This is a genomic window from Pseudomonas sp. Irchel s3a18 (assembly GCF_900187535.1).
Lineage (GTDB): Bacteria > Pseudomonadota > Gammaproteobacteria > Pseudomonadales > Pseudomonadaceae > Aquipseudomonas.
In genome coordinates, this window is record NZ_FYDV01000004.1 from 52,847 (window position 1) to 66,848 (window position 14,002).

A 14,002-nucleotide genomic window follows, 5' to 3' on the forward strand; every position below is an offset into this window, starting at 1 on the left:
TCCCGCCGTTGATCGTGTTCGCCAAGGCGATGCCGATCTGTGCGGGAGCGAGGGTGCTGGCGAAGGCGGCCTGTTTACTGGCAAAAGCCGCCGATTTTCTGTCAATCCTCACGCCACGACCCTTTCGATTCGAACTACGCTCATCCCCGCGCATGAACTCTATTGAGCGAATCTCGTCTGATAGGAACAATTGCGCATCGACTCGCGTTAAACTGCGCGGGTTTTTAGCCCCCATTCCTCCGGAGCCGTCCATGTCCCGCGTTACCTTGAGTCGCTATTTGATTGAGCAGACCCGCAGCAACAACACCCCTGCCGATCTGCGCTTTTTGATTGAAGTGGTAGCGCGTGCTTGCAAGGAAATCAGCCACGCCGTCTCCAAAGGCGCCCTGGGTGGTGTTCTGGGCAGCATGGGCACTGAAAACGTGCAAGGCGAAGTGCAGAAGAAACTCGACGTGATCTCCAACGAGATCCTGCTCGAAGCCAACGAGTGGGGTGGTCACCTGGCCGGCATGGCGTCCGAAGAAATGGACAATGCCTACCAGATCCCGGGCAAATACCCGAAAGGCGCGTACCTGCTGGTATTCGACCCGCTGGACGGCTCGTCGAACATCGATATCAACGCACCGGTCGGTACGATCTTCTCGGTGCTGCGTTGCCCGAACGAACACCTGAGCCAGAACGAGGCCTTGAACGAAAAGGCCTTCCTGCAGCCAGGCACCCAGCAGGTAGCCGCCGGTTACGCGATCTATGGTCCACAGACCATGCTGGTACTGACCCTGGGCGACGGCGTCAAAGGCTTCACCCTGGACCGTGAAATGGGCAGCTTCGTGCTGACCCATGAAGACATTAAAATCCCGGAGTCCACTCAGGAATTCGCGATCAACATGTCCAACCAGCGTCACTGGGAAGCCCCGGTACAACGCTACGTCGGCGAATTGCTGGCTGGCGAAGAAGGCCCGCTGAAAAAGAACTACAACATGCGCTGGGTCGCCGCGATGGTAGCCGACGTACACCGCATCCTGACCCGTGGTGGCCTGTTCATGTACCCACGTGACAGCCGCGAGCCTTCCAAGCCGGGCAAACTGCGCTTGATGTACGAAGCCAACCCGATGTCGTTCCTGGTTGAACAGGCTGGCGGCGCGTCCACCGACGGTCACCAGCGCATCCTCGACATCCAGCCCGAAGGCCTGCACCAGCGCGTAGCGGTGTTCCTGGGCTCGAAGCAGGAAGTTGAACGCGTCACGGCTTACCACAAGGAGTAACCATGACCGCGCCCTGGCAGCCGTTGCTTGATTGGTGGTTCGGTTCAGCCGACAGCCCAAACGAAGTAGCGGCGCAGAAGGGCGGTCTGTGGTTCGGTAAGCGTGACAGCCAGGACCTCGAAGCGCGCACGCGTTTCGGGGACCTGGTGGAACAGGCACTGGCCGGCGGACTACCTGAGTGGACGCAACGTCCCGAAGGTTGGCTGGCCCTGGTGTTATTGCTCGACCAGTTACCGCGAATGATCTTTCGCGAAAACCCCAAATCCTATGCCGGTGATCTGCGTGCCCAAAAGCTCGTGGCGCAGGGCATTGCCGCGGATTTCGATCGGCAGCTGCGGCCGATCCAGCGGGTGTTCATCTACCTGGTGTTCGAGCATTGCGAGCACCTGGCGGTGCAGAACGAAGCGGTTTCGCGCTTTGCGCAGTTGCTGGCCGAACAACCCGAGGCGGAACGCGCGGTGTTTGCCGATAACCTCGATTACGCCGAACGGCATCAGACAATCATCGCCCGGTTTGGACGCTTTCCCCATCGCAATGCGGTGTTGGGCAGGGAATCGACGGCCGAGGAGTTAGTGTTTCTCTCGAAGCCAGGTTCAAGTTTCTAGATTTTCATTGCGACTGGTGCTGCCTTCGCGGGCAAGCCCGCGAAGGGGTTCTTGAAGGCGCTAGATCCTGAAACTGCCCACCAACTGCTTCAACCGCGCCGCCTGCTGCTCAAGGTCGGCACAGGCCCGCAAGGTCGATTGCAGGTTTTCCACCCCTTCCTGGTTCAGTGTGTTGATCTCGGTAATGTCGACGTTGATCGACTCGACCACGGCGGTCTGCTCCTCGGTGGCGGTGGCGACCGACTGGTTCATGCCGTCGATTTCGCCGATGCGCTGGGTCACGCTGCCCAGGCGTTCGCCGGCCTGGTTGGCGATGCCGACGCTGCTTTCGCTCTGGCGCTGACTGTCGGTCATGATCGCGACGGCCTCACGGGCACCGACTTGCAGTTCTTCGATCATCTTCTGCACTTGCTGCGCCGAATCCTGGGTGCGGTGGGCGAGGTTGCGCACTTCGTCGGCGACCACGGCGAAGCCGCGTCCGGCTTCACCAGCGCGGGCGGCTTCGATCGCGGCGTTGAGGGCCAGCAGGTTGGTTTGCTGCGAGATGCTGGTGATCACCTCGAGAATTTGCCCGATGTTCACGGTGTTACTGTTCAGTGTTTCGATGCTGCCGCATGAGTCGCTGATTTTGGCGGACAGCTGCTGCATCGCCGTGATGGTTTTATCCACCACCTGCTGACCGTCCTCGGCCAGGCTGCGGGCGTCGCTGGAGTGCTGCGACGCGAGTGCGGCGTTCTGGGCGATTTCCTGGGCGGCGGCCCCGAGCTGGTTGATTGCCGCCGCGACGCTGCTGGTGCGCGAGGCTTGCTGGTCGGAATTGAACATCGATGAGTTGGAGGCGCTGACGACCCGCATGGCCACTTCGTTGACCTGGCCGGTGGCTGACGACACTTCGCGGATCGAGGTGTGGATCCGCTCCACGAAACGGTTGAACGAAGTGCCCAGTGCGCCGAATTCGTCATGGCCATGGATGGTCAGGCGCTTGGTCAGGTCGCCTTCACCTTCGGCGATGTCGTGCATGGCCCGGCCCATGGTCAGCAGGGGTTGCATCAGCACGCGGATCAGTATGCCCAGCAGGGCGATGATGATCACCACGGCAATCAGCATGGCGATGATCGCCGAGGTGCGGAACTCGCTGAGCATGGAAAAGGCGGTGTCCTGGTCGAGCACCAGGGCCACGTACCAGTCGGCCGAGGGCACGCCGTTGACGTGGGTGAACGAGATGAACTGGGTCTTGCCGTTGACCTCGACTTCCTGCATGCCCGGGCTGACCTTTGGCGCGCCGGCCGGATAGGCTTCGGAAAGGCTTTTGAGCACCAGCTTGCTGTCCGGGTGAATGAGGATCTTGCCATCGGCGCTGACGATGAAGGCGTGGCCGTGTCCGTCGAAGTCCAGCGAGTTGATGATAGCGCTGACATTGCCCAGGTCGATGTCGGCACCGGCCACGCCGATCATCTGGTTCTGATGGCGTACCGGGGTGGCCACGGTGATTACCAGCTTGCCCGAGGACGCGGCGATGTAGGGTTCGGTGACGATGGTCTGCTGTGCGCCGTTGGCGGCCTTGTACCAGCCACGGGCGCGTGGGTCGTAGTCCGCCGCGCGATTACCGGCCGGCACCGAGAACATCACGCCGTCGGCACCGCCGAAGTAGCTCAGCTGGAAGTTGCTGGTGTACGCCGGCAGGTCGATCGCGCGTTTGAGAGCGTCCAGTGCCGGGCCGTCGACGGCCACTTGCTGGGCCAGCGATTGCAGCAGCTGCATGCGGCTTTCCAGCCAGGTCTGGATGTTGCTGGTGGTCAGGCTGCCGAGCTCCTGCATCGAGGATTCGGTGCTGGCGCGCAGGGTCTGGCGCTGGCGGTAGTCGTTGAACAGGATGAAACAGGCAAACGCAACGGCCACCACAAGGGCAGCGGCGAGCAGGATCTTGTGGCTGAACTTCATGTTTCTGGTCATTAGAGGAGCTACCGCGGGAGGACTGATCAGCGAGGTGCGTCAAATTGCCTCGGTCGAGGCCAGGCGCTGCTTCTATGTCGACAGGTCGGCGCCAAAGATTAGGCGGGTTTGGCGAAAATCGACGAAATGTCGACTGGCGCGAGAAAGTGTCTGATTTACGGGAAAAATGCACAGGCAACCGTTCAAGAAATACCCGGCGGCGGTGGGAACCAGAAGGGGGTTTTCTCTTCTAAGCTTCTGGTTGGCAGCCATGCCTTCCCCTCTTTCCAGGAGTTTCACCATGTCGCTGCGTTCTATCGCCTTGCTGTCGTTTTGCGTGCTGTTAGCCGCCTGCAGCAAGGTCAACCAGGAAAACTACTCGAAACTGTCGGCGGGCATGCCCAAGGTCGAAGTCGAAACACTGTTGGGCAAACCTGCCGATTGTTCCGGCGCACTGGGCATGTCCAGCTGCACCTGGGGCGATAAGAACAGCTTTATCAGCGTGCAATTCGCCGGTGACAAAGTGTTGATGTTTTCCGGACAAGGCCTGAAGTAAACCGGGGCTATGTGCCCACGGGAGAAGAATAATGATGCGGTTAGTAATAGCTCTTTTGGCCGGTCTGTTGTTGGCCGGCTGCGCCACTTCTGGCAATGATTCGCTTGCGCCGAAAACGGCCAGTAGCGTCAACCTCAAGCGTTACCAGGGCAAATGGTACGAGCTGGCGCGCATGCCCATGTACTTCCAGCGTAACTGCGCGCAGTCCGAAGCCCACTATGCCCTCAAGCCGGACGGTGACATGGATGTGCTCAATCGCTGCCTGACGCCTGAGTGGACGTGGGAAGAGGTTCGGGGCACCGCGACGCCGCAGGTTCCGGGCAAGGCCGACAAGCTGTGGGTGAACTTCGATAACTGGTTTACCCGCCTGTTGCCAGGTGGATTCAAGGGCGATTACTGGGTGTTGTACGTCAGCGACGACTACCAGACTGCGATTGTCGGCAACCCTGATCGACGTTACCTCTGGTTGCTGTCGCGCAAGCCCGAAGTCAATGCCGATACCCGTGAAGAACTGCTGAGCAGGGCGCGTCAGCAGGGTTACGACACCACACGCCTGATCTGGCGGGTGTCGGACACCAAGATGGCACAGACCTCCAAATAACGCTCTGCATGAGATCGTTCCCACGCGGGGGAACGATCAAGCCCTCGGCCAGTCCCGGCGGTCAGCCGAGCAGGTTGCGCAGTACCTGGGTGAAGGCCCGGCTGCTTTCTTCCTCGCCGGCATGATGCCCGTCGCGCACCACCCACTTGCCATTGACCAGTACGTCGCGCACCTGACGATCGCCGCCGGCAAACAACCAACGGTTGAGGATCCCGTCGCCACTGGCGGTCGCCAGGTAAGGGTCGTTGCCGTCGAGTACCAGCCAGTCGGCGCGCTTGCCGACCTCCAGGGCGCCTATCGGCTGGCCCAGGGCTTGCGCGCCGCCATCGAGCGCGGCGTCGTACAGGGTGCGACCGACCATCGGCTGATGGGTGCCATACAAGCGATTGCGGCGTTGGTCGCGCAGGCGCTGGCCGTATTCCAGCCAACGCAGTTCTTCCACCACACTCAGCGATACATGGCTGTCAGAGCCAATGCCCAGGCGTCCGCCTTGGGCGAGGAAATCCACGGCCGGGAAAATCCCGTCGCCCAGGTTGGCTTCGGTGGTCAGGCACAGGCCGGCGATGGCGCGACTCTTGGCCATCAGGCTGACTTCTTCCGGGTTGGCGTGGGTGGCGTGGACCAGGCACCAGCGCTGATCGACGTCGGTATTTTCGTAGAGCCATTGCAGTGGACGGCGACCGCTCCAGGCCAGGCAGTCGTCGACTTCCTTTTGCTGTTCGGCGATGTGGATGTGCACCGGGCACTGCTTGTCGCTGGCCGCCAGTACTTCGCTGATTTGTTGTGGCGTGACCGCGCGCAACGAGTGGAAACACACTCCCAGGGTTTGCGCCGCTTGCTGCGCCAGGATCGGTTGCAGGCGTGCTTGCAGGCTCAGGTAGTTTTCCGTGCTGTTGATAAAGCGCCGCTGGCCGTCGTTCGGTGCCAGGCCACCAAACCCGGAATGGCTGTAGAGCACCGGCAGCAAGGTCAGGCCTATCCCTGCGGCACTGGCCGCCTGGCTGATCTGCAGCGACAGTTCGGCCGGGTCCGCGTAAGGCTGGCCGTTGTGGTCGTGGTGCACGTAATGGAATTCGGCGACCGAGGTGTAGCCGGCCTTGAGCATTTCGATGTACAGCTGGCGAGCGATGATCCCCAGTTGTTCCGGGCTGATTTTTCCGACGAGGCGATACATCAGGTCGCGCCAGGTCCAGAAGCTGTCGTTCGGATTGCCGGCCACCTCGGCCAGGCCGGCCATCGCCCGCTGGAACGCGTGGGAGTGCAGGTTCGGCATGCCCGGCAGCACAGGACCACTCAATCGTTCGGCGCCTTCAGCGCTCGCATCGGCCTGGATGTGGGTCAGCAGGCCATCGGCACTGACCTCTAGACGTACATTGTTGGCCCATCCACTAGGCAGTAACGCGCGTTCGGCAAAGAAGGCGGACATGGTTCAGCACCCCATCGTGTGATATTTGTATATACATATACAGACGTTTGCCTGCTCGGTAAACTCCGGCAAGCTAGTCACTTTCATCAACCATCAAGGATTTCCTGTGCCGACTCCGCCTGCCATCACGCCGCTGAGTGCCAATCTGGGCGACAGTCCGGCGCCCTTGTACGCCCGCGTCAAACAGATGATCACCCAGCAAATCGACAGTGGGAACTGGCCGCCGCACTACCGTGTGCCGTCGGAAAGCGAGCTGGTCAACCAGCTGGGTTTCAGCCGCATGACCATCAACCGCGCCCTGCGCGAGATGACGGCGGACGGCCTGTTGGTGCGCATGCAGGGCGTCGGCACCTTTGTCGCCGAACCCAAGAGCCAGTCTGCATTGTTTGAAGTGCACAACATTGCCGACGAAATCGCTTCCCGTGGCCATCGCCACACCTGCCAGGTCATTACCCTGGAAGAAGAAGCCGCTGGTTCCGAGCGCGCTCTGGCGCTGGACATGCGTGAAGGGCAAAAGGTCTTCCATTCGCTGATCGTGCACTACGAAAACGACATCCCGGTGCAAATCGAGGATCGCTTCGTCAACGCGCTGGTGGCGCCGGACTACCTCAAGCAGGATTTCACCGTGCAAACGCCATACGCCTACCTGAATCAGGTGGCGCCGTTGACGGAGGGCGAGCACGTCGTCGAGGCGATCCTGGCCGAGTCGAGCGAATGCAAACTGCTGCAAATCGAAAAGGGCGAGCCGTGCCTGCTGATTCGTCGCCGCACCTGGTCGGGTCGTCAGCCGGTGACAGCCGCCCGTTTGATCCATCCCGGTTCCCGTCATCGCCTGGAAGGGCGGTTTCATAAGTGAGAGGCGTAAATGAGTCAGTTGAAGGTATTGCGCGCGGCTGATTATCCGCGCATGCCGTGGAAAAACGGCGGCGGTAGCACCGAAGAAATCACCCGCGATGCGGGCACGGGCCTGGACGGGTTTGGCTGGCGCCTCTCGATTGCCGATATTGGCGAGTCCGGCGGCTTTTCCACCTTCGCCGGGTATCAGCGGGTCATCACCGTGCTGCAAGGTGATGGCATGACCTTGACCGTCGACGGCCAGGACGCACGCCCCCTGTTACCGCTGGACCCCTTTGCCTTCAGTGGCGAGAGCCAGGTGTCCTGCACACTGTTGGGTGGGGCGATTCGTGACTTCAACCTGATCTATGCGCCAAAGCGTTATAGCGCGCGATTGCAGTGGCTGGACGGTGAGCAACGGTTTTTCAGCGAGGCAGGGACTGTGCTGGTGTTCAGTGTCAGCCAAGCGCTTGAGCTGAAGGTCGGTAACAGTGTTTCGCAACTGGGCCGACACGATTGCCTGCAGCTCGACGGTAACACTGGCCTGTTGGAAGTCTCCAGTAACGGCCCATGCTGCGTGATTGAACTGGCTGCGGTTTGACCAGAGTTCACACATTTTGCAGCGATGTGTGCCACGCATAAGTACTTGTACTAATGCTGCGACTGACTCTGCAAGTGGTTACGCTATCGATTTCTTACCAAGGATGCTAACGCTCGGGGGGCTCGAGCCAATATGGGTTGAACAGCCCTTCCAACATGTACGACAGCTCTGGCGGCGGCGGGGACTGCCATGGTAACTGCTAAGGTGGTTGCTGCGGTATATGCAGCCCGGGCAGCTACATGAGCAACTTGATGCGTAAGCACAAATGTGGCCGGAGCTGTGGCTAGGCCGACAGCGGCGGCAGCGGTAACCCCTGATGTGGCGGCAGCGTAAACCAAGCTTCGCGACATGTTCAGCGTGTCAGCCGTGAATCCAACTGCTACAGAAATTCCTCCTCCCATTATGCCAATCGCTTTTGTAGATAGTCCTGTGAGAAGGGCTGCAATGAAATGTCCGGTCGGGTCGGAATGGTTGACGGGGTCTCCCAGGCAATACGCGTATGGGTTTCGCCCGCCCTCCTTAAATGGGCTCAGATTGTCCGGACTGTTGAACCGCATCAGCACCGGATTGTAAGCGCGGTAACCATTGCCCAGCAGATAATGCCCGGTTACTGGATCTCGGCGTTCGCCATTGAACTCAAGCAAGCTGCTCGGGCTGATTTCTCGATGACCATAAGGCGTGTACTTCAGTAAACGCTCTTGAGTACCAAGCGTGTGGAGTATCGAGCGCTGTTGATCGGTGAGCAGCAGAGTGGTACTGACGGCCACCGACTGACGCTGTTGTTGTGCCAATAGCTGGTCGTTATGCTGAAAAAACGTGCTCTGCTCCTGCCCCTGGATTTCTGTGACAAGCTTGCTCTGCAGATAAAACCGCTGGATGGTTGCCAGTGTCGAAGGGGTGCATTCAACCAAGCGATCCAGTGGGTCGTAGCAATATCGGCAAATGACAGCTTTGGGTTTGAGTGCGGTCGGCATGTTCTTAGGCTCTCAAAAGACTCACTGAACTGACGTCTCAGGCTAGAGCAATCGGCAAGCGCCGTGAACTAGCACAACTGCTAGTGTTTCAGTCGCTCTGGTGTGGAGCGGGTGGGCTGAGGGTCGGAGGTAGCTAATGGTGCCTATGGTTTCTAGCAACCCGTTGTTGGCACTGTGTTTCAGATGGGTGTGCATTGCTGATTTTGTGCGATCCATTGCCTAGCGACGCAAGTCGTTCCCTTCCGCGCACCTGCATCGCTCAAAATGTTACCGAACGCCCCAGCGTGGCGCAAAATCCCGCTCAAGTAACATTCGTCACCTCCTCGCAAAACGCCTCCGAAAAAAATCGCCACTCGCCAAGCCCTTGCCCTATGGGCGTTTCAGCCAGGTTCAGGACTTTATTGAACGGTTCGCCAACAAGTTGGCCGCTTGATTGCATATGCTTGTATGTACAAGTAAAGACGTATGCGTATGAGTCACGGAGACTCGACCATCGTCCACTGATTCGCCGGTGTGCATTGATTGCCCATTGGCTTGCTCGCCCACTGCCTGGGTTGGTTTGGATTGATTGCTGAGGAGTTCTTTTCGTGACTGAGAATAAACCGACGAAATTTCGTGACGTTGAAATCCGCGCTGCTCGCGGTAACAAGCTGACCGCCAAGAGCTGGCTGACCGAAGCGCCGCTGCGCATGCTGATGAACAACCTCGATCCGGCAGTCGCCGAGAACCCTAAAGAACTGGTGGTTTACGGTGGTATCGGTCGCGCGGCACGTAACTGGGAATGCTACGACAAGATCGTCGAAAGCCTGACCAACCTGAACGACGACGAGACCCTGCTGGTGCAATCCGGCAAGCCGGTCGGCGTGTTCAAGACTCACAGCAACGCCCCGCGCGTACTGATCGCCAACTCCAACCTGGTGCCGCACTGGGCGAGCTGGGAGCACTTCAACGAGCTCGATGCCAAGGGCCTGGCCATGTACGGCCAGATGACCGCCGGCAGCTGGATCTACATCGGCAGCCAGGGCATCGTTCAAGGCACCTACGAAACGTTCGTCGAAGCCGGTCGCCAGCACTACAACGATGACCTGAAAGGCCGTTGGGTCCTGACCGCAGGTCTGGGCGGTATGGGTGGTGCTCAACCTCTGGCCGCGACGCTGGCCGGCGCTTGCTCGCTGAACATCGAGTGCCAGCAGGTCAGCATCGATTTCCGTTTGAACAGCCGCTATGTCGATGAGCAAGCCACCGACCTCGACGACGCTCTGGCGCGTATCGCCAAATACACCAAGGAAGGCAAAGCGATTTCCATCGCTCTGCTGGGCAACGCGGCTGAAATCCTTCCAGAACTGGTCAAGCGCGGCGTACGCCCGGACATGGTCACCGACCAGACCAGCGCCCACGACCCGCTCAACGGTTACCTGCCAGCCGGCTGGACCTGGGACGAATACCGCGCTCGCGCCAAGACCGAACCGGCCGCTGTGGTGAAAGCCGCCAAGCAATCGATGGCCGTGCACGTCAAGGCCATGCTGGACTTCCAGAAGATGGGCGTTCCGACCTTCGACTACGGCAACAACATCCGCCAGATGGCGCAAGAAGAAGGCGTCGAGAACGCATTCGACTTCCCGGGTTTCGTTCCGGCCTACATCCGTCCACTGTTCTGCCGTGGCATCGGCCCGTTCCGCTGGGCGGCGCTGTCGGGTAATGCCGAGGACATCTACAAGACCGACGCCAAGGTCAAGGAACTGATCCCGGACGACGCCCACCTGCACAACTGGCTGGACATGGCGCGCGAGCGCATCAGCTTCCAGGGGCTGCCGGCCCGTATCTGCTGGGTAGGCCTGGGCCTGCGCGCCAAGCTCGGCCTGGCGTTCAACGAAATGGTGCGTAGCGGCGAGCTGTCGGCACCGATCGTGATCGGTCGCGACCACCTGGACTCCGGTTCGGTTGCCAGCCCTAACCGCGAAACCGAATCCATGCAGGACGGTTCCGACGCCGTGTCCGACTGGCCACTGCTCAACGCCTTGCTCAACACCGCCAGCGGCGCGACCTGGGTTTCCCTGCACCACGGCGGCGGCGTCGGCATGGGCTTCTCCCAGCACTCGGGCATGGTGATTGTCTGCGACGGTACTGACGAAGCGGCTGAGCGCATTGCTCGTGTTCTGCACAACGACCCGGCCACTGGCGTTATGCGCCACGCCGACGCCGGCTACCAGATCGCGATCGACTGTGCCAAAGAGCAGGGTCTGAACCTGCCGATGATCACGGGTAAGTAACACCCGGTCTGCAGGGGCTGGCTTGTCCGCGTGTCAGGCAAGCCAGCGCCCGCAGCAGTGCCCGCAGAGGTTGGCGATCGTCCAGGCGATAGCCCGCAGATCAAGGCGGTGACCGTACGAAAGCTGAGTGGAGCACGCCGCGCTACAGCGGTCTGGCTCAATTGGACGTGGACAGGACTGGATGCCTCTTGACTGCCGTAAGCCAATTCTTGATTAGGAGCGTCATACAATGAAAATGAACAAGACTCTGCTGAGCACTTTGATTTCCGTGGGCCTGTTGGCCAGCGCAGGCGCCTCTCAGGCCGCCGGTTGGTGTGAATCCGGCAAGCCGGTGAAATTCGCCGGGCTGAACTGGGAAAGCGCCATGCTGCTGACCGACGTGATGCAGGTGGTGCTGGAGAAAGGCTACGACTGCAAGACTGACAGCCTGCCAGGCAACTCCATCACCATGGAGAACGCCCTGAGCAGCAACGATATTCAAGTCTTCGCCGAGGAGTGGGTAGGCCGCAGCGAAGTCTGGAACAAGGCCGAGAAAGCCGGCAAGGTCGTCGGTGTCGGCGCGCCGGTGGTGGGTGCCGTCGAAGGCTGGTACGTACCGCGCTATGTGATTGAAGGCGATGCCAAGCGCAAGCTGGAAGCCAAGGCGCCAGACCTGAAAAACATTGCCGACCTGGGTAAATACTCAGCGGTGTTCAAGGATCAGGAAGAGCCGTCCAAGGGCCGTTTCTATAACTGCCCGGCTGGCTGGACCTGTGAGCTGGACAACAGCGAAATGCTCAAGAGCTACGGCCTGGAAAGCACCTACACCAACTTCCGCCCAGGCACCGGCCCGGCGCTGGATGCCGCCGTACTGTCGAGCTACAAGCGTGGCGAGCCGATCCTGTTCTACTACTGGTCGCCAACCCCGCTGATGGGCCAGATCGACGTGGTGAAGCTGGAAGAGAAGCCGGGCGTGGACAAGAGCGTGAACATCAAGGTCGGTCTGTCCAAGACCTTCCACGACGAGGCACCGGAACTGGTCACCGTGCTCGAGAAGGTCAACCTGCCCATCGATCTGTTGAACCAGAACCTGGCGCGCATGACCAAAGAGCGGATCGAGTCGCCAAAACTGGCCAAGATCTTCCTGAAGGAACATCCTGAAGTCTGGCACCAATGGGTGAGTGAAGACGCCGCCAAGAAAATCGACGCGGCCTTGTAGGTCAAGCCTTCCGGCTGCCGTATTCGGCAGTCGGACACTTGATCGCAACCCCTTGATTGAGAGCCTCTTATGTTTCCCGAAAGCTTTACCTTTTCCATCGCCGACTGGGTTAACAGTTGGGTCGATTCGCTGGTCACCAACTACGGTGATGTGTTCCGCCATATCTCCGACACCCTGCTCTGGGCCATCGTCAACCTCGAAGGCCTGCTGCGTGCGGCGCCTTGGTGGTTGATGCTGGCGATCGTGGCGGGCGTTGCCTGGCACGCGACCCGCAAAGTGGTGACCACGGGCGTCATCGTCGGTCTGCTGTTCCTGGTCGGCGCGGTTGGCCTGTGGGACAAACTGATGCAGACGCTCGCGCTGATGCTGGTGGCGACGGTCATCTCGGTGCTGATCGGCGTGCCGCTGGGCATTCTGTCGGCGCGCAGCAACCGTCTGCGTTCGGTGCTGATGCCGCTGCTGGACATCATGCAAACCATGCCGAGCTTCGTGTACCTGATTCCGGTGCTGATGCTGTTCGGCCTGGGCAAGGTCCCGGCGATTTTCGCCACGGTGATCTACGCCGCGCCGCCGCTGATTCGTCTGACCGACCTGGGTATCCGCCAGGTCGACGGCGAGGTGATGGAAGCGATCAATGCGTTTGGTGCCAACCGCTGGCAGCAACTGTTCGGTGTGCAATTGCCACTGGCCCTGCCGAGCATCATGGCCGGGATCAACCAGACCACCATGATGGCCCTGTCGATGGTGGTCATCGCCTCGATGATCGGCGCCCGTGGCCTGGGTGAGGACGTGCTGGTCGGCATTCAGACCCTCAACGTCGGACGCGGCCTGGAAGCCGGCTTGGCGATCGTGATTCTCGCTGTGGTCATCGACCGCATTACCCAGGCCTACGGCCGGCCACGGCATGAGGTGAGCAAATGAGCAACGCAGCCAAGATCGAAGTCAAAAACGTCTTCAAGATTTTCGGCAATCGTTCGGCTGACGCGCTGGACATGATTCGCCAGAACAAGAGCAAAGACCAGGTGCTGGCCGAAACCGGCTGCGTGGTCGGGGTCAACGACCTGTCGCTGAGCATTGGTACCGGCGAGATCTTCGTGATCATGGGCCTGTCGGGTTCCGGCAAGTCGACACTGGTGCGCCACTTCAACCGCCTGATCGACCCGACCAGCGGCGCGATCCTGGTGGATGGCGTGGACATCCTGCAATACGACATGGAGGCACTGCGCGAGTTTCGCCGGCACAAGATCAGCATGGTGTTCCAGAGCTTCGGCCTGCTGCCCCACAAGAGCGTGCTGGACAACGTCGCCTACGGCCTGAAAGTGCGCGGCGAAAGCAAGCAAGTGTGCAGTGAGCGCGCCCTGCACTGGATCAACACCGTGGGCCTCAAAGGCTACGAAAACAAATACCCGCATCAGCTGTCCGGTGGCATGCGTCAGCGCGTAGGTCTGGCCCGGGCACTGGCGGCCGACACCGACATCATCCTGATGGACGAAGCCTTCAGCGCCCTTGACCCGCTGATCCGCGCCGAAATGCAGGACCAGTTGCTGGAACTGCAGAAGACCTTGCACAAGACCATCGTGTTCATCACCCATGACCTCGATGAAGCCGTGCGCATCGGTAACCGCATCGCGATCCTCAAGGACGGCCGTCTGATCCAGGTCGGCACGCCGAAAGAGATCCTGCATTCGCCGGCTGACGAGTACGTCGACCGTTTCGTGCAGCGGCGCGCGGCGGTGGTTTGAG

The 14,002-nt window shown here is 60.2% G+C and carries 13 protein-coding genes and 1 pseudogene; 10 read left to right on the forward strand and 4 right to left on the reverse strand.

Going from position 1 to position 14,002, the window contains the following annotated elements:
• Positions 1 to 251: 251 nt before the first annotated feature.
• Together CKW29_RS07465 and CKW29_RS07470 are read left to right on the forward strand one after the other, a co-directional pair.
• A complete protein-coding gene (locus CKW29_RS07465) occupies positions 252 to 1,262 on the forward strand; it encodes a class 1 fructose-bisphosphatase (protein WP_095144595.1) in 1,011 nt (336 codons plus the stop codon).
• 2 nt (positions 1,263 to 1,264) lie between these two features.
• Entirely contained in the window at positions 1,265 to 1,867 is a 603-nt protein-coding gene (locus CKW29_RS07470; RefSeq protein WP_095144596.1) for a DUF924 family protein, read from the forward strand.
• A 60-nt stretch (positions 1,868 to 1,927) separates the two neighbouring features.
• On the opposite strand, the gene CKW29_RS26265 is transcribed toward CKW29_RS07470, so the two are convergent.
• Together CKW29_RS26265 and CKW29_RS26270 are read right to left on the reverse strand one after the other, a co-directional pair.
• Positions 1,928 to 2,722 carry a methyl-accepting chemotaxis protein gene (locus CKW29_RS26265; RefSeq protein WP_371850646.1) on the reverse strand — a complete coding sequence of 265 codons (795 nt, stop codon included), beginning with the start codon at positions 2,720 to 2,722 and terminating at the stop codon, positions 1,928 to 1,930.
• Between the two features lie 63 nt (positions 2,723 to 2,785).
• A pseudogene (locus CKW29_RS26270) lies at positions 2,786 to 3,820 on the reverse strand (cache domain-containing protein); the annotation flags it as partial.
• Between the two features lie 280 nt (positions 3,821 to 4,100).
• Here CKW29_RS26270 and CKW29_RS07485 point away from each other — a divergent pair.
• On the forward strand, positions 4,101 to 4,355 hold the full coding sequence (locus CKW29_RS07485) for a hypothetical protein (protein WP_095144599.1): 255 nt from the start codon (positions 4,101 to 4,103) through the stop codon (positions 4,353 to 4,355).
• Positions 4,356 to 4,386: 31 nt separating this feature from the next.
• Complete coding sequence (locus CKW29_RS07490) at positions 4,387 to 4,956, forward strand: lipocalin family protein (RefSeq protein ID WP_095077974.1); 570 nt, start codon at positions 4,387 to 4,389, stop codon at positions 4,954 to 4,956.
• 61 nt (positions 4,957 to 5,017) lie between these two features.
• On the opposite strand, the gene CKW29_RS07495 is transcribed toward CKW29_RS07490, so the two are convergent.
• Positions 5,018 to 6,382 (reverse strand): formimidoylglutamate deiminase, encoded by a 1,365-nt coding sequence (locus CKW29_RS07495; protein WP_095148227.1) that lies wholly within the window; start codon positions 6,380 to 6,382, stop codon positions 5,018 to 5,020.
• A gap of 187 nt (positions 6,383 to 6,569) precedes the next feature.
• On the opposite strand from CKW29_RS07495, the gene hutC reads away from it, so the two are divergent.
• Together hutC and CKW29_RS07505 are read left to right on the forward strand one after the other, a co-directional pair.
• Positions 6,570 to 7,238, forward strand: a complete 669-nt coding sequence (hutC, locus tag CKW29_RS07500; RefSeq protein ID WP_256577038.1) for a histidine utilization repressor — start codon at positions 6,570 to 6,572, stop codon at positions 7,236 to 7,238.
• 9 nt (positions 7,239 to 7,247) lie between these two features.
• Positions 7,248 to 7,817, forward strand: coding sequence for a HutD family protein (locus CKW29_RS07505; protein WP_095148228.1), 570 nt, complete (start codon positions 7,248 to 7,250; stop codon positions 7,815 to 7,817).
• A gap of 83 nt (positions 7,818 to 7,900) precedes the next feature.
• Here the strand turns inward: CKW29_RS07505 and CKW29_RS07510 are convergent, their stop codons facing one another.
• Positions 7,901 to 8,791 (reverse strand): RHS repeat-associated core domain-containing protein, encoded by an 891-nt coding sequence (locus tag CKW29_RS07510; protein WP_095148229.1) that lies wholly within the window; start codon positions 8,789 to 8,791, stop codon positions 7,901 to 7,903.
• 587 nt (positions 8,792 to 9,378) lie between these two features.
• Between CKW29_RS07510 and hutU the strand changes: the two genes are divergently transcribed.
• The 4 genes from hutU to CKW29_RS07530 all read left to right on the forward strand — a co-directional run bounded on the left by hutU (position 9,379) and on the right by CKW29_RS07530 (position 14,001).
• Positions 9,379 to 11,061, forward strand: coding sequence for a urocanate hydratase (gene hutU, locus CKW29_RS07515; protein WP_095077978.1), 1,683 nt, complete (start codon positions 9,379 to 9,381; stop codon positions 11,059 to 11,061).
• Positions 11,062 to 11,290: 229 nt separating this feature from the next.
• Complete coding sequence (locus CKW29_RS07520) at positions 11,291 to 12,259, forward strand: ABC transporter substrate-binding protein (protein ID WP_095148230.1); 969 nt, start codon at positions 11,291 to 11,293, stop codon at positions 12,257 to 12,259.
• A gap of 69 nt (positions 12,260 to 12,328) precedes the next feature.
• Positions 12,329 to 13,180: a proline/glycine betaine ABC transporter permease gene (locus tag CKW29_RS07525; protein WP_095077980.1), complete on the forward strand. Its 852-nt coding sequence runs from the start codon at positions 12,329 to 12,331 to the stop codon at positions 13,178 to 13,180.
• Positions 13,177 to 14,001 (forward strand): glycine betaine/L-proline ABC transporter ATP-binding protein, encoded by an 825-nt coding sequence (locus CKW29_RS07530; protein WP_095144604.1) that lies wholly within the window; start codon positions 13,177 to 13,179, stop codon positions 13,999 to 14,001. The genes CKW29_RS07525 and CKW29_RS07530 overlap by 4 nt, the downstream gene beginning before the upstream one ends.
• Position 14,002: the final 1 nt, after the last annotated feature.

Excerpts from the sequence above, each read along its gene's own strand:
- CKW29_RS07490 (WP_095077974.1), top strand. The coding sequence starts at position 4,387 with ATGATGCGGTTAGTAATAGCTCTTTTGGCCGGTCTGTTGTTGGCCGGC.
- CKW29_RS26265 (WP_371850646.1), bottom strand. The coding sequence starts at position 2,722 with ATGCGGGTCGTCAGCGCCTCCAACTCATCGATGTTCAATTCCGACCAG.
- CKW29_RS07510 (WP_095148229.1), bottom strand. The coding sequence starts at position 8,791 with ATGCCGACCGCACTCAAACCCAAAGCTGTCATTTGCCGATATTGCTAC.
- CKW29_RS07495 (WP_095148227.1), bottom strand. The coding sequence starts at position 6,382 with ATGTCCGCCTTCTTTGCCGAACGCGCGTTACTGCCTAGTGGATGGGCC.
- CKW29_RS07530 (WP_095144604.1), top strand. The coding sequence starts at position 13,177 with ATGAGCAACGCAGCCAAGATCGAAGTCAAAAACGTCTTCAAGATTTTC.
- CKW29_RS07465 (WP_095144595.1), top strand. The coding sequence starts at position 252 with ATGTCCCGCGTTACCTTGAGTCGCTATTTGATTGAGCAGACCCGCAGC.
- CKW29_RS07505 (WP_095148228.1), top strand. The coding sequence starts at position 7,248 with ATGAGTCAGTTGAAGGTATTGCGCGCGGCTGATTATCCGCGCATGCCG.
- hutC (WP_256577038.1), top strand. The coding sequence starts at position 6,570 with ATGATCACCCAGCAAATCGACAGTGGGAACTGGCCGCCGCACTACCGT.
- CKW29_RS07520 (WP_095148230.1), top strand. The coding sequence starts at position 11,291 with ATGAAAATGAACAAGACTCTGCTGAGCACTTTGATTTCCGTGGGCCTG.
- CKW29_RS07485 (WP_095144599.1), top strand. The coding sequence starts at position 4,101 with ATGTCGCTGCGTTCTATCGCCTTGCTGTCGTTTTGCGTGCTGTTAGCC.
- CKW29_RS07470 (WP_095144596.1), top strand. The coding sequence starts at position 1,265 with ATGACCGCGCCCTGGCAGCCGTTGCTTGATTGGTGGTTCGGTTCAGCC.
- CKW29_RS07525 (WP_095077980.1), top strand. The coding sequence starts at position 12,329 with ATGTTTCCCGAAAGCTTTACCTTTTCCATCGCCGACTGGGTTAACAGT.